Origin of the sequence: Acinetobacter sp. S4400-12, from assembly GCF_024129495.1 — a bacterium.
Classification (GTDB): Bacteria; Pseudomonadota; Gammaproteobacteria; order Pseudomonadales; family Moraxellaceae; genus Acinetobacter; species Acinetobacter lwoffii_C.
The window spans coordinates 1-22231 of the sequence record NZ_JAMXYB010000012.1 but is presented as its reverse complement, the minus strand read 5'-3'; the positions used below and the strand labels follow the sequence as shown (position 1 = coordinate 22231).

Genomic DNA, 22231 nt, shown 5'->3' with positions numbered 1-22231 from the left:
TATACAGCTTAAACAGAAAACTAGCCTGTGGATAACTTTGAGGATAACTGTGTGGAAAATGAGCAGGTTCACGTGTCGCAGCCAGTCTCTTCTTTGAGGGGATGGATTGACTATCTCTGTCAGCCCCCTTTTAGTTCGGCACCACTGGAAGAAACTGCGAAACAGCTCATTCAACAGGTGCTGGATGCCATGCAGGAAGGGAACAGCTGTATACCAGCGAGCGTGGAGCAGGTAGCGTTCTTGCAGCATCTGGTCTGGCAGTGTGAATCCTCCGCTACAGGTGCTGCGCCTTTTGTTTTTGAAAACCAGTCGTTGTATCTGTACCGTTACTGGCAGCTGGAGCAGTCTGTCGCAGCTCACATTGCCAGAATCAAGCTGCAGGCTGTTCCGACACTGGCCTTAACTGCGTGTGAGCGTAAGCTCTTAACGGATCCCCAGCAACAAAAAGCTCTAGAAATGGTGGCTCAGCAGGCGCTGAGCATTATCACCGGGGGGCCGGGAACCGGAAAAACTTATACTTTGGCGCATATTATTGCGGTCTTGCACGAGACTCTTCCAGATATCCGGATTGCCATGGCGGCTCCGACTGGAAAAGCAGCACAGCGTATGAAGGAAGCCTTGCAAAACGCCCTACAGAGTGAAGCCCTAAAGCAATTTGATCTGGCAGCATTGAAACAGGTACAACCTGTTACCTTGCACCGCCTGCTGGGGCTTGGACATCAGGGCCAGCCGCGTTTTCATGCCAGACAGCCTTTGCCTTATGATGTGATTGTGGTGGATGAAGCCTCCATGCTGGATCTGAACCTGTCGCAGATGTTGCTGGCAGCAGTTGCTGATCATGCCCGGCTGATTTTATTGGGGGATGCCGATCAGCTGGCTTCAGTGGAGGTCGGCACCGTGCTGGCTGACCTGCAACAGGCTCCGGTCTTGCAAGAGAATCGGGTCCATCTGATCACCACACGCCGTTTTGCGCCGGGTGCCAGGATCGGTGCGATGGCCAATTTCATCCAGCAGTCACACCCGCCTTCAATGGTACTCAGCCACTTTGAGCAGGCCATTGTTCAGGAAGGCGAGCTTCGGGCCATTCAACCCGATCAGGTGCCTGTTGACCTGCTGCAATTGCAATATTTGCCAAAGCGTGAAGCGAAATCTGATCCGTTAATGTTGGAGCAGTATTATGCGCAGCTGATGTATGGCTATCAGGCCTATATCGAGGCTGTTTTAGGTGATTCATCCACTAATTTTAAAGCCTATGTCCAGCAGGTCGTCAGCTGCTTTGATGATTACCGGATTTTAACGGCTATCCGGCATGGAGACTTCGGGCTAAACAAGATTAATCAGCAGATGGAGCAGCGCTTTTTACAGGCCTCAGCACAGCTAAAGCAAGGGGAGTGGTATACAGGCCGTCCGGTGATGATGACCTATAATGACTACCAGTTAGGTCTGTCCAATGGCGATATCGGCATCTGTTTCTGGCGAGAGCAGCAGGATCAGGCCCAGTTTGAAGTATATTTCCCCAGTCTGGAAAAATGGGTGCCTGCTACGCGTTTACCCAAAAATATCGAAACCGCATTTGCCCTGACCATTCACAAGTCACAAGGTTCAGAATTTACCCATACTGCGGTCGTGCTGGATCAGCAGGCCAAAAGTCTGCTCAGTAAGGAACTGATTTATACCGCGATTACCCGGGCAAAAAAAGTAGTGAGCTTGCTGGTTGATCAGGAGGCCTTTATACAGGCCCTCTGCGTAAAAACCACACGGTACAGTGGTCTGAGTTTAAAAATTATTGAATGTTGTAGTAATTTGTTGGCAAAAAAGACGAAGTCTTTGTAGGTAAAAGCTTACAAGCATTCAGGAAATTGCCGCATAGAGCTTTTGCATAAGATTTGAGAAGATTGGTCACACAAAGAGTTCAACAAGGAAAGTTGAATATAAATCGCATAATAACAACAAGAATGTCTAACGACAGCGAACTTACAGTGAAGTAAGTGAATGAGGAAACTTACAGCCGCTAAGCCTTGTAGTTTTGGGAGAGACTACAGGGCTTTTTTATTGCCTGCTTTTAATGAATTTTGCTTTAAATGAATTATTTAAGTACAGAGAATTACTCAATAAAATTTCGTAAGCCGGGTAATTAAATAGGTTATTAGTGTAACATTGTGCAAGCTTTGCGTAACTTATTGTATGAAATGGCTTACACGTACAGAGGATAAACACCTCTAGTTCTAATTCTCGATTATGGCAAAATCTACCACATCAGGACGATGATTGTTAAATTACAGGATGTATCTTTAACATAATAATAAGCCTAAAACGCAATAAAAAATACAATAAATAATATGATAAAGAAGAGACCACAGCGCGAAAAAGCCCGAGTTTACTCGGGCTTTTTTTTATCGATGTTTATCACTGCATGCGCGGCTTAAAAACTTTTATATTAAATATTCTCGTTTTTGTATTTGACCTCATCAGGTTTATGGCATGTAAAGCCATTTCTTCTGGGCTTTATAAAAAATCACTGTAGGGTATGACTGCTTTAATTGAAGCAAAGATGACAGAAACAAAGAAAAATAGTCTGGCATCTATTGATAAAAGCCGGATCTATTTTTGCAATCTGGCTGAATTTCCCTTAAAATATGCAACTTGCTGTAGTGATGCACGGCAGTCAAGGTCTTGAATTCTCATTACTTTGATTTTTATCAAGATATATAAGCATCTCGGAGAAATCGAATGGCTTTAACAAACGCAGATCGCGCAGAGATCATCGCTAAATTTGCTCGCGCTGAAAACGACACGGGTTCCCCAGAAGTTCAAGTAGCTCTTTTGACTGCTCAAATCAATGACTTACAAGGTCACTTCAAAGAGCACAAACACGACCACCATAGCCGTCGCGGTCTGATCCGTATGGTTAACCAACGTCGTAAGCTTCTTGACTACCTTAAAGGTAAAGACACTACTCGTTACGGCGCTTTGATTGCTGCTTTAGGTTTACGTCGTTAATTCGATTTAAATCTTTATTTTCGGATTATTGCATTTTGAATGCCATATTGATGAAAACAAAGTTCGACCTGGCAAATGTCAGGTTAGAGGAAGGGGCGAATGTTTCGCTCCTTCTTTGTGTTTAAAAATCATGTTTATTTCTGGTGAGGTCGGCTTCTAAGCTTTGTCATTTACTCGGTTCTGTACTGTGAATGCCAAACCTTAGGGGTCTCCACTAGAATAAAATCAGGAAAAAATAAAACATGTCGATGTTTAATATTGTTCGTAAAGAATTTCAATTCGGTCAGCACACTGTAACTTTAGAAACCGGTCGTGTGGCCCGTCAGGCAAACAGTGTCGTAATCACCATGGGTGGTGTACAGGTGCTTGTAGCAGTTGTTGCACAACCTAAAGCAAAAGTAGGTCAAGACTTCTTCCCTTTAACTGTTAACTACCAAGAAAAGCAATATGCTGCTGGTCGTATCCCGGGGGGGTATGGCAAGCGTGAAGGTCGTCAGTCTGAAGCTGAAACTTTAATTTCACGTTTAATCGACCGTCCAATTCGTCCGTTGTTCCCGGAAGGTTACTTCAACGAAATTCAGGTCACCGCAACCGTTATTTCTTCTGACAAAACGATGGATGCTGACATCGCTGCAATGTTGGGTACATCTGCGGCATTGTCTATCGCAGGTACACCGTTCCGTGGTCCAATCGGCGGCGCACGTGTAGGTTTGATTAACGGCGAATATATTCTGAACCCGAACCTAGAACAACTCAAAGAGTCTGATCTTGATCTTGTGGTTGCCGGTACAGAATCTGCAGTACTGATGGTTGAATCTGAAGCGAAAGAACTTTCAGAAGACCAGATGCTGGGTGCTGTATTGTTCGGTCATGACGAAATGCAGATTGCGATCCAGGCGATCAAAGAATTTGCTGCAGCTGCTGGTGCAGTTGAGTCAACTTGGGTAGCTCCGGTTAAAAACGAAGAACTTCTTGGCAAATTGAAAGAAGCATTCGAAGCGAAAATTTCTGAAGCTTATACGATTGCAATCAAACAGGACCGTTATGCGGCCCTTGATGCACTTCAGGTAGAAGCCTTAGCTCAGTTCGTTCCAGAAAATGACGAAACCGGTCTGGCTGACGAAGTCAACGAATTATTCGAAGACCTTAAATACCGTACCGTACGTGACAACATCCTGTCTGGTAAGCCACGTATTGATGGACGTGATACCAAAACTGTTCGTGCAATCGACGTACAAGTGGGTGTACTGGACCGTGCTCACGGTTCTGCATTGTTCACACGTGGTGAAACTCAGGCACTGGTAACCACAACTCTGGGTAATACCCGTGATGCGTTGATGGTGGATACCCTTGCAGGTACGAAAACTGATAACTTCATGCTTCACTACAATTTCCCTGCATACTCTGTGGGTGAAACTGGTCGTGAATCTGGTCCTAAACGTCGTGAAATCGGTCATGGCCGTCTGGCGCGTCGTGGTGTTCAAGCCGTTCTTCCTGCCGCTGACCGCTTCCCGTATGTGATCCGTATTGTATCTGACATTACCGAATCAAACGGTTCGTCTTCAATGGCGTCCGTATGTGGTGCTTCTCTATCACTGATGGATGCAGGTGTGCCACTGAAAGCACCAGTTGCAGGTATTGCAATGGGTCTGGTGAAAGAAGGCGAGCGTTACGCAGTTCTTTCTGACATCTTGGGTGATGAAGATCACCTGGGTGATATGGACTTTAAAGTCGCAGGTTCTGCAAACGGTATTACTGCGCTACAAATGGACATCAAGATCGAAGGGATTACTGAAGAGATCATGGAGTCTGCATTAAACCAGGCTTATGCGGGTCGTATGCACATCTTGAACGAAATGAATCAGGTGATTTCACGTGCACGTCCAGAGATTTCGATGCATGCGCCGACCTTCCAGGTCATCAATATCAACCCTGACAAGATCCGTGACGTGATTGGTAAAGGTGGTGCAACTATTCGTCAGATCACTGAGGAGACCAAAGCTGCAATCGATATTGAAGATAACGGGACAGTACGTGTATTTGGTGAAACTAAAGCTGCTGCACAAGCGGCTATTGCCAAAATCCAGGCACTGACTGCTGAAATTGAACCGGGTACAATTTACACAGGTAAAGTAATTCGTATCGTTGAATTCGGTGCTTTCGTTAATATCCTTCCGGGTACAGATGGCTTACTGCATATCTCTCAAATCTCGAACGAACGTATTGCAAACGTGACCGATGTATTGAAAGAAGGTCAGGAAGTGAAAGTACAGGTTGCCGATGTTGACAACCGTGGCCGTATCAAATTGACGATGAAAGACATCGAACAAGCTTAATCTTTAAACATTCACATCAGTAAGCTGATGTGAATTGAAAAAATCAGCCTTGTGTATGACCTGAGTGATGACTTGGGTTTGCACAGGGCTTTTTTATGGCATGATGTAATAAAATCTGCAAAATAATAATTGAGATATGCAAGAGTATTATTTCTATCATCATTCCACTAGCCAGCATATTTATGTGCATGATCACCTAAATCCTGAGCTTGAGCCTGCTTTTATCTGGCTGGATTGTACCCGTGAAGATGTGGTCAACCGGGCCGAGCAATGGCAGCAGGAGTTGTATGCCAAAACCGGGCTTTGGGTCAATGAATACCATCTGCGTGATATTTTAAATCTGGAACATCCTTGCACTTTTGATACGCTGGAAGATTATGACCTGCTGATTTTCCGTAAGCTGATCAGTCCGCAGGATCAGATCAAGCTGGAATCCCAGATTCATGAAAAACACGAACGGGTGTTTGGTCTGGCCACCACTCCAGTGAGCCTGATCATGACACCGCAGGTGCTGGTCAGTATACGCGAACAGGGCAATAAAGAAGTCGAGAGTTATATCCAGCGCATTAGCACACTGATGGCCCGCCCAGTTGAGGAACATTATAAGCCACGGAAACTGCCGGCTACCCCGCTAGATTTAACCTTGCGTTTGCTGAATAACATGGTGGACGGTTATCTGGATCTGCGTACTCCGTTGACCAAGCGGGTAGAGTTCTGGCAACAGGAACTCTTGCAGGGGCATCGCCGCTTTACCAGATGGCATCAGCTGTTACAGGAAAATATGGCTTTCCAGCAGGTAGAAAATTTATGTGAAGAACAAATTGAAATTCTGCAGGAGCTACGCGATGAAATTGTGGATAACTATCCGCATCTTAAAGGAAAAAAACGCAATGAAAAGCAGGAAATCATGCTGATACGGGTGGATGACCTGACCAGCCATATCGAAAGAATTCAAAAACACACCACACGTTTGCGTGGAGCAGTACAAACGGCGATTGACTTACATTTTTCCGCAGTTGCCAACCAGACCAATGAGAATATGCGTATTCTGGCCATCATCACGGCGATCTTTGCACCGTTGACCTTGCTGACCGGTATTTATGGCATGAACTTTGAATATATTCCCGGACTCAAGTCGCCTACAGGTTTCTGGATCATGCTGGGGATTATGCTGATCACTACCGTCTTGCTCGTTTATTATTTTTATCGCCGGCATCTGGTGGGACGTGGTGAAAAAAGTGTGATTGATATGCTGGCGCAGGAACAGGTGAATCAGCAAATGAACTTACTCTGGTTTATCGGCTATGAGCCGATTAAACACAGCCTGACCGGAACCGTCAAAGGCACAGTGAAGACCATGAAAATGCTGGAAAAGTTTAGCCGCCTGAAATAGAAAAATGTATATCTTGCCAGATCATCTTTAAAAATGCCGATTGCGCTTAATAGCTAAACCGGATGAAGCGCTACATTTTAAGGATGAGTATTACTCCAGAGGATCAGCTTCTGCATTTTTCAGGAGACGGTAAATTTCATCTTTGAGTTTAAGCTTTTTACGTTTAATGACTTCAATGTCATTATTCACATGATTCACCGGATCGAGCTCAAGTTGGACAATCTTTTTGTCCAGCTCATTATGCTCTTCAAACAGGCGGGCGAAATGTGGATTTTCTTCGCGAAGCTGCACAATTAAATCGCGATATTCGGGAAACATATATTTCATTTTTTTATTGCAGTCTTTAGTCTTCATAGAAATTCAGGAACTCTCAAAATCAAAGAAAAACATACTATGCCCTGACTTGATTCAGCAATTTGAATAGGAACAGGGCATGAGAAAAGGCCTATTTAAAATGTAAGTGTTTAATCTCACGGCGCAATTCCTGTACCTCATCAATCAGGTCCAGCATCATTGCCACTGCACTGAAAGAAGCGTCAAAATCGCGCTGCAGACGGTAAGCACGTTGTGCACGCGAAATATCCTCACCTAAAAAGAAGCTCGTTTGTGTGGTGGAGCGATCCGGTAAAATGCCATGTTCTATCAGCTGCATGACCCATTCCGGACTTTGGCCGCAGACTTCAGAAAAATGAATCAAATCAAAGGTGCGATCATCCATAATTTCAGAAGGGATAGAACCGTGTGAGAAATTCTCTTGATACTGAATTGTAGTCATAGGTTTACTCCTTAAACAGCCAGGCGAGAGCTTCAACAGGAAATGATGCTGAAGAGTGAGATAAGCTTAAGTAGCTCAAATCTCGCTGCTCTGCCCCCAATGGCATGCTATAGCAGCTGCCAAAGCTTGGAAATGAAACAAGATGAAACCCGACAGGGTCTCCTCTGGAGCTTTGCCTTTAAAACGGTCAGACTTCATATGTTTAAGAGCAAGCTGTCGAGTTTCTATGCGGGTACTGTGACCTGCGCTCCTGCATCCCTTCTTAGTCACTTGGTAGAAGAAACAGATGCCAACTTTGAACTGTAATTGAACCATCCAAAGCAATTGAAGCCGAGACTGAAGCTTGATCATCATTTTTGAATAAAAATTAACCGCCTTCCAACCATTATTGTGATTTTCTGAATATTGAAACAGTTATTATTTGTACCTTATTGTTTCAAAACATGACCAATAAAAAAGCCCCTGCAAGAGGAGCTTTAAAAAGCTTAGAGAATTAGTATTTTACCCAAGTTACGCTACGACCAATAACTGAAACTCCGACATAGCCGCGTAAGGTTAGACGTTTACCGTTGGCACTTAAACGTGCCTTGCCCTTGTAGACTTTACCGCTGATCGGATCTAAAACCTTGCCATCATGGTATTCACGCGGCTTTTTTGGGTCTGCTTTAAAATCCCAGATAAATGGCAAACCTAGGAAAGGCTTGTTCTTGAGCTGACCTGGACACTTATGGCAGATCCCCATTTTTTCTGCACCCGGCAGACTGCGAGTTTCGACGATGATGCCTTCATAGCTGCCATCAGGTTTTTTACGGATTTCAACATCTGCACGTGAATATCCAGATTGATCATCAATCGTTTTCCATTTCCCCAGTAATGGATCATCGGCTGCAATACTTAAACTTGCCGCTGTTGCCAAGGTGAACCCCATTATTAAACGATTTAAATTTTTCATCATAACTTGCCTGTTGATTAATGATTATCCGTATTAGATTTATTACTCTAATTTATTTGCAATCATTAACAAAATCAATACCATGAACAGTGATGAATGTCTCGTTTATTTAAAATAAAGTGAATGGTGTTTGCTATAAGGTAATTAATTATTAACAAATCAAAAGGTCGGTTTTATTTAAAAGAGGAAATTTGCAACGATGTTATCGAAATATAAATAAAAAAAAGCATTCTTGACGAATGCTTTTTTTTTGAAACTGACTTAACTTAGGTGTTCGCCAAACAGGCCTAATGCTTCTTCAGCAGTAAAGGTGTAATGGCTGTTACAGAACTGGCAGTCCATTTCAATCGGATTCTGAAATTCCAGGGTTTCACGTACTGATTCGACCCCAATCTGCTGTAAAGCAACTGCACAACGTTCTTTAGAACAGGTACAGCCAAACTTCAGCTGTTCTATTTCGGGCAGGCGAACTTCTTCTTCATTATATAAACGGTAAAGAATTTCGTTGGCTTCCAGACTGATCAGCTCTTCTAGCTTTAAGGTTTCGGTCAAGATGGTTAGACGCGGCCACAGGTCTTCATCCACACGGCGCTGTTCTTCTTCACTATTGCGGGGGAGAAGCTGGATCAATAAGCCGCCTGCACGCTGGTGATCACTGGCCAGGACAATGCGGGTCGGAATCTGGGCAGACAGGTCATAGTATTGCATCAGGCAGCCGGCCAGATTTTCCTGATCCAGAGGAACAATCCCCTGATAACGCTCACCCAATTCAGGCTCAATATTAATAAACAGTACCGGATTGATCAGGGTTTTCAGTACCGTACTGCTGTCGTTTGCCTGCTGAAAATGTGGATCTTCTTCATAATCTGCCAGCGCACGCACTTCACCCAAATGGTTACATTCAGCCATGGCCCATTTAAACGTACCAGAGGCCTGAATTTGCAGACTGATCCGCCCTTTGATTTTTAAAGTGCTCGCCAGCAGTGCTGTCGCACTGAGCATCTCACCCAACAGGATTTTAACGGCAGGCGCATAGTCGCGCTGGGCTAAAATAGTTTGTAAAGCTTCTTCAAGATGCACCACTTCACCACGAACAGGGCTATCTTCAATAAAAAAGCGTTGGCGTAAATCAGACATAAAATTCTCCATAACCCTGCTTTAATGGTGACACTATTGTAAAACACAAGTTATGCCAGATCATCTCTTGTCGCATCAATTCCTGAGCGGTTGATGTCCTGTTGCTGCTGTGTATCTGGTTGCAGTGTGTGTAGCGGCTCCTGACTGAACAAATATTCCAGTTCTGCCAGATGATGCCGGTGTCGGTCAGTATGCAGGGCATCTTCGCTGTCTAAAGTATACTGACGCTTGAGCAGGTTTTCATCATGTTGGCGAAAGGTCTGGATAAACTGCGAAAAGTCCGCTTCCATTTCAGGATTTAAATCTTCCAGCAGGGCCTGGCCGAGTTCCAGTGCTGAGGCATAAGTTTCCCGCCAGATCCGTTCTACACCGAGGTCTTGCAGTAACTGTACATGATGACGGTCACGGGCACGTACCCATAAGGTCATATCTGGATAATTCAGCCGCAGATGCCGGACCACCAACAAATTGTCTTCAATGTCATCTATTGCCACGATAACATGCTGCACCTGCTCAATACCGGCCCGATGCAGACTGTGCGGTTCGGTGGCATTGGCCTGATAAAACGGAATATGATATTCAGACAGCACATGGCTGGCTTCGACATGACGGTCCATGACGCTGAAAGCTTGTTGTTGCTGTCTTAAAATTCGTGCGATGATCTGGCCAAAACGCCCAAATCCAATCAGCAGAACCGGCGTGGGTGGATAGGGCACACTCTCGGTATTAAAGGTAGCCGCCAGATGATTCTGCCGGTCCAGCCGTGGCAGAATTTGGCTATGCAGCAGCCGATAGCATAACGGTGTCAAGCACATCGACAGGCTGACCATCCACAGAAGGCTAGATACTAAGACCTGATCCATAAGCTGGTGAGTGCTTGCCATCACCAAGGCGATAAAGGCGAACTCGCCACCTTGGGCAAGACTGACAGCCAGCAGGGCAGACTTGCGCCATGCTTGCTGATAATAACGTGCCAAGCCTAGCCCAAGCAGAAATTTGATCAGCATCAAGGCCGCCGTGCCAGCCAGAATGGTGAGGGGGAAATCAAATAGTTCCTGAACATCTAAGGACATGCCCAGTCCAATAAATGCCAGACCAATCACGATACCTTTAAAGGGCTGGATACTACTTTCTACCGTTTGACGAAAATCGGAGTCTGCTAGCAGAATCCCGGCAAACAGGGCACCGAGAAACAGGCTGAGCCCCAAGGTATGCATTAGGGCCAATAGAGCCAGCATGATGACCATAGCCACCAGCATATGTAAATCATGGCTGCCCGTTTTTATAATCCAGCGATAAAGAGGCCGCATCAGATAATGATTGAACAGGAACAGGCCGCTAAACGTGGTCATGATAGCGGCAAAATAAGCCACGCCATGTTCGGTCGAGTTGATGCCAGCAAATAAAGGAATCGCTGCCAATACTGGAATTGCCAGCAGGGCCTGAATCAATAAAATGGAATAGGTGCTTTGACCGGTACTGCTGGCCAGCTGTTCCTGATCGTTCAGGTACTGGGTCACCAAAGTCATTGCAGACAGGCTGCCGGCCAGTCCGATGACTACACTAACCAAGAGCTGTTGCTGCCAGAATGCCCAGGCCATCAGGCTAAAAAACAGGGTGGAACCGAATACGAGTAAACTGGCCATGATCCAGCTGGATTGGGGAATTTGCAGGATACGCTGAGGTCGAAGTTGCAGCCCGATCCAGAACAGCAGCCCCAGCAGGCTCAGCTCTATAAAGCTGTGTAGGAGAGTGGGTGACTGGATCAGCGTGAAAACGCTGGGTCCCAGAATCAGGCCTGTTAACAGATAGCCCAGGACCTTGGGCAATTTGAGCATGTTACTCAGAGGCACGATAATCAGTGCCATTGCCAGGACCAGTGTTATTTGCAACAGTATCGACATTTTTCCGCCTTAAATTTTATTTTCATCCGATCCGCTTGAGCTTTCATTTATACAGACAGCTTCAATGGTCTTAACTGAGTTCCTGCGGATCAATATCCAGGGTCAGTTTCATGCTGGAAGGCTTTTCCTGCAACAGGTTCTGCCACCAGCTCCTGACATAATAATGCAAACGGGCACGATCTACAGACAGCAGGACCATATGTGATTGATAGCGTCCGGCCTTACGTTCCATAGGAGCAGGAATCGGCCCCCAGATATCCAGTACCAGATCAGGATATTGCCTGAGTAGGGCCGCATGTTTCTGTAAGAATTCAGTATTTTGTGCCTGATCTCTGGATTCACAGCGGATCAGCACGGCATAACGAAACGGTGGCATCTGGGCAATTTGTCGTTCGGTTAACGTCTGCTTGGCGAAAGCGCGGTAGTTTTCATTGACCAGCGTATTCAGTAAGGCATGATCCGGTCTGAGCGTCTGTAAATAGACATCGCCCTTATGCTCACCACGTCCTGCCCGTCCTGCCACCTGGATGATCAGCTGTGCAGTACGTTCAGTGGCCCGGAAATCGACACTGAGCAAACCGGAATCAATATCCAGAATGGCGACCAGCGTGACATAAGGAAAATGATGTCCCTTGGCCAGCATCTGGGTGCCAAGCAAAATAGCCGGCTCGCTTTTTTGTATCTTGTCATAGATTTTTTGCCAGCTGCCCACCCGGCTGGTGGAATCCCGGTCGACCCGGATCACTTCAGAATCGGGAAAAAGCTCATTCAGATGTTCTTCAACCTTGCCGGTGCCCATGCCTAAAGTCACCAGCTCGGTATGCTGGCACTGCGGACATTGTTCAGGTAGACGATGAATGGTGCCACAGTGATGACAGTGCAAATGTTGATACGGTTGGCGGTGTACAGTGAAATTGGCATCACAATGGGGACATTGGGCCTGCCAGCCACAACTACCACAGATCAGTACCGGGGCATAGCCCCGACGATTAAGAAAGACCAGCACCTGCTCTTTTTTAGCCAGGCGTTTTTTAATTTCCTGAATCAGGTGCAGACTGATGCCATGCTGTTTTTGGGCGACTTTTAAATCCAGAATATGGATTTTGGGCATTAAGGCGCTGCCAGCACGTTGATTGAGTTCCAGCACCTGCATTTTGCCTTGCTGAACCAGCGCATAACTGTCAATACTGGGGGTTGCTGAACCCAGAATCACCGGACATTGCTGTAAATGTCCCCGATACAGTGCAACATCACGGGCGTGATAGCGAAAACCTTCCTGTTGTTTAAAGGACAGATCGTGTTCTTCATCCAGAATGATAAGGCCCAGATTCGGCATTGGCGTATAAATGGCGGAACGTGTGCCCAGTATGATCGAAGCTTTACCAGTTTCAGCGGCCTGCCAGGCTTGCAAACGCTTGCTGTCATTCAGCCCGGAGTGTAGCAGGGCAATATGACAATGAAAACGGGACTGAAAGCGGCTAATCGTTTGGGGGGTAAGGCCAATTTCGGGCACCAGCACCAGCACCTGCTGGCCTTGCTTCAGCACTTGCTGCATAACCTGCAAATAAACCTCAGTTTTTCCGCTTCCAGTTAGGCCATCCAGTAAAAAAGCCTGATATTTCTTGCAGTATTTGAGGATTTGCTGAATCGCATGCTTTTGTTCAGGATTGGCTGTCAGTGGCATCTGTGCCAGCTGCATCGGCTGAGGACTGAAATCCTGCTGCTCCAGTACACAGCAACAAATGCCTTTTTTTTCCAGGGCTTTTAATGTGGCGGTTTCAATCCCGGCCAGATTGAGTACATTTTCAGTCGTACCGACCGGATGCAGTTTTAAAATCCGGTAAGCTTCCTGCTGTTTTTCAGAGCGGCGAATTTTGGCTTCGGCCTCATGCTCTAGAAGCTTCCAGGTCCGGGCCAGCAGATTGTAGGGTTTTCCCTGACGCAATAATGTCGGCAGCGCGGTCTGGATCACTTCACCGATCGGGAATTGATAATATTGTGCGGACCATGTCAACAAACTTAAAACTTTAGCATCTAAAATGGCGCGTTCATCCAGGAGCTCCGTAATCGACTTAAGCTTGAAACTGGGATCAATCGGCGCATCCAGCGGCAGCTTTTCGGTAATCACACCGACCAGATTCTGCCGGCCAAAGGAAACCGCTACCCGGGCACCGACTTCGGCCTGTTGATATTGTTCCTGACTTAAACTGTAGTCAAAACAATCAAACAGACGTACCGGTACCGCAACGCGAACACGGTGAACAGGTACAGAAGGGGGAGCAGAATTCGGCATAATGATGAAAGAGGTCCTGATGAAATTTCGTCGTGCTCAAAGTTCAGTTGTGTTAGAGTGAGCGGATAATTTATATGAAAGAATATGAATGATTTCGGTGGTCTGACGCAACCGCGTTAAGCAAAAATTTTGGAAAATTAGAGCATTACAATGCCTGCATATCAGTTTATTGCGCTTGATGCTTCAGGAAAGCAGCAAAAGGGCGTGCTTGAGGGAGATTCTGCACGCCAGATCCGGCAGCAGCTTAGAGATCAGGCACTGGTTCCGGTCTCTGTCGATCCGGTCGAGAAAAAAGACCAGCACTATCAGCGTAAATGGTTTGAAAAAAGTATCACAGCCTATGATCTGGCCTTGATGACCCGGCAATTAGCCGTGTTGGTGGCGGCTGCCATTCCGCTGGAAGAAGCCATTCGTGCCGTTGGCAAACAAAGTGAAAAAGTCCATGTGCAAAACCTGCTGATGTCGGTGCGCTCCAAAGTGCTGGAAGGACATAGCCTGGCTCAGGCCTTACAGCAGTCGGGACGTTTTCCTGAACTGTATACCGCGACGATTGCCGCCGGGGAGCGCTCCGGACATTTGGATCTGATTCTGGATCAACTGGCAGATTATACGGAAAACCGTTTCGCCATGCAGAAAAAAATTCAGGGTGCCATGATCTACCCGATTATTCTGCTGTTGATGTCTTTTGCGATTGTGATGGGTTTGATGACCTATGTGGTGCCGGATATCGTCAAGACTTTTGACCAGAGTAAGGATGCCTTGCCGTGGATTACTGTCGCTTTAATGAAAGCCAGTGATTTTATCCGGATTGCCTGGCCATTTTTACTGATAGGCAGTATCACCAGTTTCTTCCTGCTGGTACGTTTTTTAAGAAGCACCGCCGGGCATTATGCCTTTGACCGCCTGACCTTAAAGTTGCCCTTGTTTGGAAAATTATCCCGGGGCATTAATGCAGCGCGTTTTGCCAGTACCTTATCCATTTTGACCCAGTCCGGTGTGCCGCTGGTCGATGCTTTGCGGATTGGTGCAGCCGTCAGTAACAACTGGGTGATCCGTGATGCGGTAAATCTGGCCGCTGAAAAAGTCACCGAAGGCGGCAACCTGGCAACCCAGCTGGATCGCAGTGGTTATTTTCCACCGATGATGGTACAAATGATCAAAAGTGGTGAAGCCTCGGGTGAACTGGACCGGATGCTGGATCGGGCTTCCCAGATGCAGGACCGTGAAGTCACGACCCTGATCTCAACCTTGCTGGCTTTACTGGAACCGCTGATGTTGGTGCTGATGGCCAGTATTGTTTTGGTGATTGTGATTGCAGTGATGCTGCCCATTGTAAATATGAATAATATGATTTAAACAGAAACCGGTTAAAATTTTCAGGTGCTTGACCTGAAGCCGAATATTCTGAACGATATAAACACATGCGAGAGATTAAATGAAAAGGAATCTGAACCAGAGACAAGGTCTTCCAAATACGATGCGAATGAAGAGGGCTGCAGGTTTTACCCTGATTGAAGTCATGGTGGTGATTGTGATTCTGGGAGTGCTGGCAGCACTGATTGTACCGAATGTGATGGGGCGGGGTGAAAAAGCCAAGGTCGATACAACCGTCATCAAACTGCAAAGTATTGCAGGTGCACTGGATCAATATAAGCTCGATAATGGTAAATATCCAAGTATGCAGGACGGGGGGCTGGATGCTCTGGTGAATCAGCCGGCAACTGCAAAAAACTGGCTACCGGGCGGTTATGTTAAAGGGGGCTATCCAAAAGACAGTTGGGAAAATGAACTGCAATATGTGATGCCGGGAACCGAGGGCCGTGCTTTTGATCTGTACTCATTTGGGGCAGATGGTCAGGCCGGTGGGGATGGAACGGATAGCGATATTTATTATCAGCCTTAATCGAGAATCATTATAAATTCTCACTGAATGGAATATATCACTTCACTTTATCGCTTATCTTTGTATTCAGTGAAGTGATAATAGGTATTAATTATAAAATATAATATAAGTTTTTGAAAAATATATAAATTAAGTAATAGAAACGATATGCGAGTTATAATAAGAATTATTCCCATGTTTATCTATTACAATTCTCGTAAGATATGAATAAAGCTACACTTTCTATTTATTTGAAAAAGCTCATAATGCTCTGAAAGGCACCTGACTCGCCAACGGAGAAACATATGAAAGCATTTATCTTGAAAGATGAAATCAACCAATTTCACTGGTTGATGCTGAAATCTGTTCTTCTGGTTTTAAGCATGTTGCCGGTCAGTCAGGGAATCGTTCATTTATGGCAGAACACCGAAGGTAGCAGCCAGATTATAGTAGCTTTCTTTGCCATCAGTGTGATGAGCAGTTTAATCGCTCTCTGTTTCTGGTCAGCATTAAATGTGAGTGTTATTCGCATTCAGGCCGAGCAAAGCTCAGCATTTGAACAGGCAGTCGTTTACATTTATCGTCATGTACCGATGCTCACTCTGGCCAGTATGATCTCTTATTTGGCGACTCAACTCTAAATACTGAAAACAAAAAACCGGGACTATAGTCCCGGTTTTTTGTTTTCTCTTTTCAATTACCGTCTCGACTTGAAGCTGACATCTACCTTACGCGGACGGAAACGCCAGCCGACTAGCAATAGCAGAGCTGAGAAGATCATGACAGGCCAATCGCTGAGTTTCGTATACAGGGTTTGGCCCTGCATGGCTGGAAGTTCACCCCGTAATATGGCTTCCTGATCCATTGGGGCTTTTTTCACAATATGCCCCTTGTGATCAATAAACGCAGTTACCCCGGTATTGGTGGCACGAATAAACCAGCGGCCATTTTCTTTGGCCCGCATTTGTACCATCTGTAAATGCTGCAATGGGCCGGCTGTGCCGGTAAACCAGGCATCATTTGAAACAGTGACCAGAAAATCGCTCTGGCTGGCATTACGACGGGTTAAATTGGGATAAGCCACTTCATAACAGATGGCTGAACCCAGATGCTGATTTTTCACATTCAGCGGCTGCTGGTTATCAGCACCACGTGAGAAACCACTCATAGACGGGTCATTTTGCAGGCCAGGCAAAACCCAGCTTAACCAGCCGGAGAGGGGGATATATTCACCAAACGGCACCAGACGCTGTTTCTTATAAAGCCCGCTAGACTCCTCACCTGTGGCCATAATACTGTTATAGTATTTTGGATAGCCTGCTGTCTTGGACTCTTCCAGATCCCAGTACGGGATTCCAGTAATCCATGCTGTACCTGACTTTTCTGCCTGTACTTTCATGGACTCTAAAAATTCCTGAATATCGGTCTGGAACATGGGAATTGAGGACTCAGGCCAGACAATCAGATCACGTCCCCATTCGGTTTTGCTCAGATTGGCATAGATCAGCAGGGTTTTAACCTGATATTCGGTTAACCATTTCAGATCCTGAGGAATATTGCCTTGAATCAGGGAAACCGTTAAAGGCTTCTGATTTTTTTGCTCGACAAAGCTCAGTTGTGCTGCGCCCCATGCACCCAATAACAAGATGGCTGAAGGAATAGCCCAGAAAAAGCGTTTGTTAAGAATTTCGACCAGCGCACATGCCAGAACGATGACCACAAACGACACCCCGAATACCCCAAATAATGGCGCATAGGCATCCAGATAACGCTCGGTAAAGGCATAGCCGACAAAGAGCCACGGAAAACCGGTAAATACCCAGGTTTTTGCCCATTCAAAAAGTACCCACAGTGGGGCAAACGTGAGCGGGGTTTCCGGGAAAAAACGGCGATAAACAAAGGTCTGAACCGCTGTAAATAAACCCATGACCATGGCCATGATCAGGATCATGACTAGACTCATAACCGCGCTGGTATCACCATAGACATGGATAGAGGTATATAGCCAGAACGCTCCCACAAACCAGAGGCCGATTCCATAAGCCCAGCCGATACCGAATGCTTGTTTGGCACTACGTCCGCGTACACAGGCATAGAGCAGTGCCGGGGACAAAATGGCCAGCCACCAGTAATGATAAGGTGCCAATGCTAAGCTGAATATGGCTCCTGCAAACAGGGCAATCAATAATGGATAAATCAGAGGTAATGGTTTTTGTGGCGATGAAGTATGCATTAACTTGTCAAAAGACGCTCTCATTGGCGTACTGCTCGAATCAGATGAATAGAACGAGAATCTGCTGCAAGAATGGTAAATTGCCAGTTATCCAGTTCAATCACCTGACCTTCCAGATCACTTACCAGACCAATTTCCTGTAGCAATAATCCGCCCATGGTTTCCACTTCATCATCTGAGAACTGGGTATCCAGCATCGTATTAAAATACTCGATCGGGGTCAGCGCCTGAACAATCCAGGTGTTGGCAGTCGCTGGATCTTGATCTGGTACGATATATTGTGATTCTTCATCCGCATTGTCATGCTCATCTTCAATTTCGCCGACAATTTCTTCCAGAATATCTTCTAGGGTCACCAGACCAGAGGTGGTGCCATATTCGTCGATGACGATGGCAATATGAGTCTGGGTATTTTTCAGCATACGCAGAAGCTGATCCGAACGCGCACTTTCTGGTACAAACAGCGGCTGGCGCATCAACGCACGGATATCCACTTTTGCAGATGGCTCGGTCAAAAACGGCAATAAATCCTTGGCCAGCAGAATACCCACCACATTATCCGGCTGATCCGATGAAAAGACAGGGAAACGTGAGTGTGCGGACTCCACCAGAACATGCAGAATATCCAGCAACTCATCATCTTCTTGCAAGCTGATCATGGATGTTCTCGGCGTCATGACCTCGCGAACTTTGGTTGCAGGCAGATCAAGAACGCCTTCAAGCATGGCAACAGTATCGGGTTCTAAAAATCGACGTGAATCTTGTACTAGTTTTAGCAGTTCGTCGCGAGTTTCGGGTGCAGTTCCCAGCCATTTACGTAAGCCGCGCATACCCCACGACGGGCCTGATTCCTCGTGCATGATCTTTCCTAAAGACTCTTAATATCTAAAAAAACGTGATTTTATCATACCGCAGAAAATACACTTGTCTATTGTAATTGTGCTGTAAAATCCTGATCAGATGGGTCAACAAGTATTTCACCGTACGACTAAAACCGGATGCTGCAATGCCGGGGGCACTTTATGCTAAAATAGTCCGATTTTAAACTCCTGAGTCTGCCCATGTCTGAAGCTGAAATGACGCCTAGCTTGCAATTAAATACCCGAGGTCTGCGCTGTCCCGAGCCGGTAATGATGCTGCATCAGGCGATCCGTAAATCCAAAGCCGGTGATGTGATTGAAGTTTTTGCAACGGATAATTCAACGTCTTGGGATATTCCAAAGTTCTGTATGCATCTGGGGCATGAATTGTTGTTGCAGGAAGAGCGTTTAGATGAAAATGGCAATAAAGAGTTTCATTATCTGGTGAAGAAAGGCTAATTGAGTTTAGGCAGGTGAACTTGATCATTTGCCTTTTCTATTTAAGTACATACAGGTTCTACAGCTGCGTAAACCTCTGCATTTAAAATAGAAAACCTGCTTGAACTAAAACAAGAAGAGTTAAATAAAGATTTTTTACCTTCAAGCTCAACTCATAAGGAAAGCAAATAAACAGGTCAGATAAAACAGGCTAGGCTTAATCAATTAAATTCATTATAATGCCGAAAAAATAGTCATAAAAATTAAAAATGATAAGAATTTCTATTGCTCAGGTACTTGAACAATTGGGTTTAAGTGCGCAGAAACGTGCTTTACATGTTCAATTTTCTCATCCGCAACTCAATACAGAAGTTTTCCTGCAACGCATTGATGGTCAGCATGTTCTGAATCGGGGCGTGAAGGTTGAACTCATCTGTCTATCTACCAATGCCTTGATCCCGCTAAAAAAGTTTATAGGCACACAGGTCGCCGTCGATCAGGTGACAGATCAGGGGCAACTGTTTCGCAGTTCAGGGATTATCACCCAGGCTGCTCAGGGGCAAAGTGATGGAGCCTTAACGCTTTATAAACTGACTCTAGAAGATGCAACCTCGCTCTGGCATAAGCGCCGTAATAGCCGCGTATTTATGGACAAAAATGTCCGTGAGATTACTGAAGTTATCTTTAAAGAATGGCAGAGTAAAAGTCCATTATTTGCAGCGGCACTTAAGCTAGATTTATCCGGTTTGCAGCAGACTTATGATGTGCGTCCTTTTAGCATGCAGTCGAATGAAACCGACTATGATTTTTTAACCCGTTTATGGCGCAGTGAAGGGATTAACTGGCTGATTGATGAGTCTGAGCTGATGGTCGTGCATTCTTCTGCACCGATTGCAGCGCAAAAGCTCAGACTGATTGATGACAATCGCCACTATCAGGCACTACGTCGCCGGGCAGTCCGTTTTCATCGTTCCAGTGCGACAGAGCAGGCGGACAGCATTACCAGCTTTATTGCCGAACGGCAGTTACAGCCAACCGCTGTCCATATCCAGCGCTGGCATGCCGATCGCCTGAGTCAGGAAGAAGGCGCCGGTTCAGTACAAAGCAAGCATCAGCATAGCCAGATGCAGAACAATGCCAGTCTGGGACTGGAACAAGCCTGGCATATTAGTCCAGCATGGGCGACCGACCTTCAGCAGGAAGATCAGGCCACCCCAGCCTCAGCTGCACAAATCGAGAAGGTCAACCAGAACTTACAACATTTTTATGCTGCACAGGCCAAGCAATTTCTAGCGACATCGACGGTGCGTGATGCTCAGGTCGGCTACTGGTTCAGACTCGATCAGCATCCTGAAATTGACCAGCATGAGGCGGCAGATAAAGAATTTTTAATCATCTTCAAACACTTCTATAACCAGAATAATTTGCCGAAAGACCTGAATGCACAGGTCAGTGCGTTAATCCAGCAAAGCCACTGGCAGGTGACAGCAGTTAAGGATGCTGATGAGCGGCAGGCTAATCAGCTGGTATTACAACGTCGCAATATTCCCGTCGTGCCTGAATATCAACCTATATTGCATCGACCCCAAGCCTATCCGCAACGGGCAAAAGTCGTCGGGCCAGCAGGGGAGGAAATTCATGTCGATAAATGGGGGCGAATCAAAATCCGTTTTCTATTTACCCGTTCGGATGACCATGTTCATGACAGTGGCGCAGGTAGTAATGACAGCGATACCGATTCAGCCTGGGTGGATGTTCTGACCCCGTGGGCAGGTGAAGGTTATGGGGTCCGTTTCTTGCCACGCATTGGTGAAATTGTGGTGATTGACTTTTTTGATGGCAATATTGACCGACCTTTTGTAGTAGGCCGAATTCATGAAGGTCAACGTTCAGCGACCAGATTTGATCAGAAAGGACAGCTACCAGAGACTAAAAAACTCAGTGGTATTCGTTCACAAGAAGTGCAGGGGCAAGGTTTTAACCAGCTGCGTTTTGATGATACCACCGGGCAGATCAGCGCACAGTTGCACAGCAGTCATGCGGCCAGTCAGCTCAATCTGGGTAATTTGAGTCATCCGAAAGAACAGGCTGAAAGTGAAGGACGGGGTGAAGGCTTTGAATTGCGTACTGACCAATGGGGCGCAATTCGTGCCGGTGAAGGTTTATTGATCTCGACTCATAAACAGCAAGCTGCAGATGGCTCACATATGAATGCTGAACCGGCAAAAAACCAGCTGGAATCAGGTCTACAGGCGAGTCAAGCTCTAAGTGAGGTGGCTAAAAATCAGCAAACTGATCCGCTAGAAATCTTTGAGAATTTAAAAAGCTTTATTGAGCAAATTGAACAAAAGGATCAAGACAAAGCAGCTGCCTTTAAACAGGCGATTATGATTCTGTCAGCCCCACAATCCATTGCGCTGAGTGCCCAGCAGGATATTCATTTATCTGCAGATGGCCAGATCAGCCATCAGGCAGCCGACAGTATTAACCTGAGTTCACAAAAATATATTATTGGCCATGCCGCTTCAAAAATAAGTTTATTTGCCGCTCAAGATGGTTTAAGGGCATATGCAGCCAAAGGAAAGATAGAAATCCAAGCACAAGACGATGCAGTGGATATTATTGCGCGTAAAGCTGTCAAAGTGATCTCCACTGAAGATCAGATCGAAATTACTGCAGCCAAAAAGATTGTACTAACCGCGGGCGGGTCACAGATTGAAATCAGTAGCGCTGGGATCTTATCAAACACCGGTGGCAAGTTTGAGGTAAAGGCGGGGCAGCATTTATTTAAAAATAGTGAAAAAATTTCTCAAAAATTTCCTATATTACCAATCATTGATAATTCTTATATTTTGGAATATCAGGTTAAAAACAAAGAAAAAACTCCTTTAATAAATACACCATATATTTTAATAGATGAAGATGGGTGTTTACAAAGGCTTTGTTGCACAAACCTAGCCTATAAGGTTTATTCAGTCCTATAATTTCAAAATGAATAAACATACTGCTAAAACTTATCGTACAACCA

Annotated in this window: 17 protein-coding genes; 9 read left to right on the top strand and 8 right to left on the bottom strand. The window is 45.7% G+C overall.

Annotated elements, in window-relative coordinates; all coding sequences use genetic code 11:
- Window positions 1-51: 51 nt before the first annotated feature.
- The 4 genes from recD (at window position 52) to NI461_RS07025 (ending at window position 6729) form a co-directional block, all read left to right on the top strand.
- Complete coding sequence (gene recD / locus NI461_RS07040) at window positions 52-1833, top strand: exodeoxyribonuclease V subunit alpha (protein ID WP_151207378.1); 1782 nt, start codon at window positions 52-54, stop codon at window positions 1831-1833.
- An 897-nt stretch (window positions 1834-2730) separates the two neighbouring features.
- Window positions 2731-3000: a 30S ribosomal protein S15 gene (gene rpsO / locus NI461_RS07035; protein WP_151204808.1), complete on the top strand. Its 270-nt coding sequence runs from the start codon at window positions 2731-2733 to the stop codon at window positions 2998-3000.
- A 248-nt stretch (window positions 3001-3248) separates the two neighbouring features.
- Complete coding sequence (pnp, locus tag NI461_RS07030; RefSeq protein WP_171480687.1) at window positions 3249-5336, top strand: polyribonucleotide nucleotidyltransferase; 2088 nt, start codon at window positions 3249-3251, stop codon at window positions 5334-5336.
- Window positions 5337-5472: 136 nt separating this feature from the next.
- Window positions 5473-6729 (top strand): magnesium transporter CorA family protein, encoded by a 1257-nt coding sequence (locus NI461_RS07025; RefSeq protein ID WP_151207374.1) that lies wholly within the window; start codon window positions 5473-5475, stop codon window positions 6727-6729.
- Between the two features lie 90 nt (window positions 6730-6819).
- On the opposite strand, the gene NI461_RS07020 is transcribed toward NI461_RS07025, so the two are convergent.
- The 6 genes from NI461_RS07020 to NI461_RS06995 all read right to left on the bottom strand — a co-directional run bounded on the left by NI461_RS07020 (window position 6820) and on the right by NI461_RS06995 (window position 13790).
- Window positions 6820-7083, bottom strand: a complete 264-nt coding sequence (locus NI461_RS07020; RefSeq protein WP_151204805.1) for a YdcH family protein — start codon at window positions 7081-7083, stop codon at window positions 6820-6822.
- Window positions 7084-7174: 91 nt separating this feature from the next.
- Entirely contained in the window at window positions 7175-7504 is a 330-nt protein-coding gene (locus tag NI461_RS07015; protein ID WP_151207372.1) for a chaperone modulator CbpM, read from the bottom strand.
- A 493-nt stretch (window positions 7505-7997) separates the two neighbouring features.
- Entirely contained in the window at window positions 7998-8459 is a 462-nt protein-coding gene (locus NI461_RS07010) for a DUF2147 domain-containing protein (RefSeq protein WP_151204803.1), read from the bottom strand.
- Window positions 8460-8717: 258 nt separating this feature from the next.
- Window positions 8718-9593, bottom strand: a complete 876-nt coding sequence (gene hslO, locus NI461_RS07005) for an Hsp33 family molecular chaperone HslO (protein ID WP_151204802.1) — start codon at window positions 9591-9593, stop codon at window positions 8718-8720.
- A 50-nt stretch (window positions 9594-9643) separates the two neighbouring features.
- Window positions 9644-11497 carry a cation:proton antiporter gene (locus tag NI461_RS07000; RefSeq protein WP_151207370.1) on the bottom strand — a complete coding sequence of 618 codons (1854 nt, stop codon included), beginning with the start codon at window positions 11495-11497 and terminating at the stop codon, window positions 9644-9646.
- A 70-nt stretch (window positions 11498-11567) separates the two neighbouring features.
- Complete coding sequence (locus NI461_RS06995; RefSeq protein WP_151207368.1) at window positions 11568-13790, bottom strand: primosomal protein N'; 2223 nt, start codon at window positions 13788-13790, stop codon at window positions 11568-11570.
- A 150-nt stretch (window positions 13791-13940) separates the two neighbouring features.
- On the opposite strand from NI461_RS06995, the gene gspF reads away from it, so the two are divergent.
- From gspF to NI461_RS06980, 3 genes are all read left to right on the top strand, one after another.
- Entirely contained in the window at window positions 13941-15146 is a 1206-nt protein-coding gene (gspF, locus tag NI461_RS06990; protein ID WP_151204799.1) for a type II secretion system inner membrane protein GspF, read from the top strand.
- A gap of 121 nt (window positions 15147-15267) precedes the next feature.
- Window positions 15268-15693 (top strand): type II secretion system major pseudopilin GspG, encoded by a 426-nt coding sequence (gspG, locus tag NI461_RS06985; RefSeq protein ID WP_161982798.1) that lies wholly within the window; start codon window positions 15268-15270, stop codon window positions 15691-15693.
- 284 nt (window positions 15694-15977) lie between these two features.
- Window positions 15978-16313, top strand: coding sequence for a hypothetical protein (locus NI461_RS06980; protein ID WP_151207366.1), 336 nt, complete (start codon window positions 15978-15980; stop codon window positions 16311-16313).
- A 56-nt stretch (window positions 16314-16369) separates the two neighbouring features.
- Here NI461_RS06980 and lnt read toward each other — a convergent pair whose 3' ends face one another.
- Window positions 16370-17929: an apolipoprotein N-acyltransferase gene (gene lnt, locus NI461_RS06975; RefSeq protein WP_151204797.1), complete on the bottom strand. Its 1560-nt coding sequence runs from the start codon at window positions 17927-17929 to the stop codon at window positions 16370-16372.
- Complete coding sequence (locus NI461_RS06970; protein ID WP_151204796.1) at window positions 17926-18765, bottom strand: HlyC/CorC family transporter; 840 nt, start codon at window positions 18763-18765, stop codon at window positions 17926-17928. Before NI461_RS06970 ends, lnt begins: the two co-directional genes overlap by 4 nt.
- Before the next feature lie 201 nt (window positions 18766-18966).
- Here NI461_RS06970 and tusA point away from each other — a divergent pair, with 201 nt between their 5' ends.
- Window positions 18967-19224, top strand: coding sequence for a sulfurtransferase TusA (tusA, locus tag NI461_RS06965; protein WP_151204795.1), 258 nt, complete (start codon window positions 18967-18969; stop codon window positions 19222-19224).
- A gap of 248 nt (window positions 19225-19472) precedes the next feature.
- Window positions 19473-22187, top strand: coding sequence for a type VI secretion system Vgr family protein (locus NI461_RS06960; RefSeq protein ID WP_253156867.1), 2715 nt, complete (start codon window positions 19473-19475; stop codon window positions 22185-22187).
- Window positions 22188-22231 lie beyond the last annotated feature (44 nt).

Coding starts and splice junctions, on each gene's coding strand:
- rpsO (WP_151204808.1), top strand. CDS start 2,731: ATGGCTTTAACAAACGCAGATCGCGCAGAGATCATCGCTAAATTTGCT.
- pnp (WP_171480687.1), top strand. CDS start 3,249: ATGTTTAATATTGTTCGTAAAGAATTTCAATTCGGTCAGCACACTGTA.
- NI461_RS07025 (WP_151207374.1), top strand. CDS start 5,473: ATGCAAGAGTATTATTTCTATCATCATTCCACTAGCCAGCATATTTAT.
- NI461_RS07020 (WP_151204805.1), bottom strand. CDS start 7,083: ATGAAGACTAAAGACTGCAATAAAAAAATGAAATATATGTTTCCCGAA.
- NI461_RS07015 (WP_151207372.1), bottom strand. CDS start 7,504: ATGACTACAATTCAGTATCAAGAGAATTTCTCACACGGTTCTATCCCT.
- NI461_RS07010 (WP_151204803.1), bottom strand. CDS start 8,459: ATGATGAAAAATTTAAATCGTTTAATAATGGGGTTCACCTTGGCAACA.
- hslO (WP_151204802.1), bottom strand. CDS start 9,593: ATGTCTGATTTACGCCAACGCTTTTTTATTGAAGATAGCCCTGTTCGT.
- NI461_RS07000 (WP_151207370.1), bottom strand. CDS start 11,497: ATGTCGATACTGTTGCAAATAACACTGGTCCTGGCAATGGCACTGATT.
- NI461_RS06995 (WP_151207368.1), bottom strand. CDS start 13,790: ATGCCGAATTCTGCTCCCCCTTCTGTACCTGTTCACCGTGTTCGCGTT.
- gspF (WP_151204799.1), top strand. CDS start 13,941: ATGCCTGCATATCAGTTTATTGCGCTTGATGCTTCAGGAAAGCAGCAA.
- gspG (WP_161982798.1), top strand. CDS start 15,268: ATGCGAATGAAGAGGGCTGCAGGTTTTACCCTGATTGAAGTCATGGTG.
- NI461_RS06980 (WP_151207366.1), top strand. CDS start 15,978: ATGAAAGCATTTATCTTGAAAGATGAAATCAACCAATTTCACTGGTTG.
- lnt (WP_151204797.1), bottom strand. CDS start 17,929: ATGAGAGCGTCTTTTGACAAGTTAATGCATACTTCATCGCCACAAAAA.
- NI461_RS06970 (WP_151204796.1), bottom strand. CDS start 18,765: ATGCACGAGGAATCAGGCCCGTCGTGGGGTATGCGCGGCTTACGTAAA.
- tusA (WP_151204795.1), top strand. CDS start 18,967: ATGTCTGAAGCTGAAATGACGCCTAGCTTGCAATTAAATACCCGAGGT.
- NI461_RS06960 (WP_253156867.1), top strand. CDS start 19,473: ATGATAAGAATTTCTATTGCTCAGGTACTTGAACAATTGGGTTTAAGT.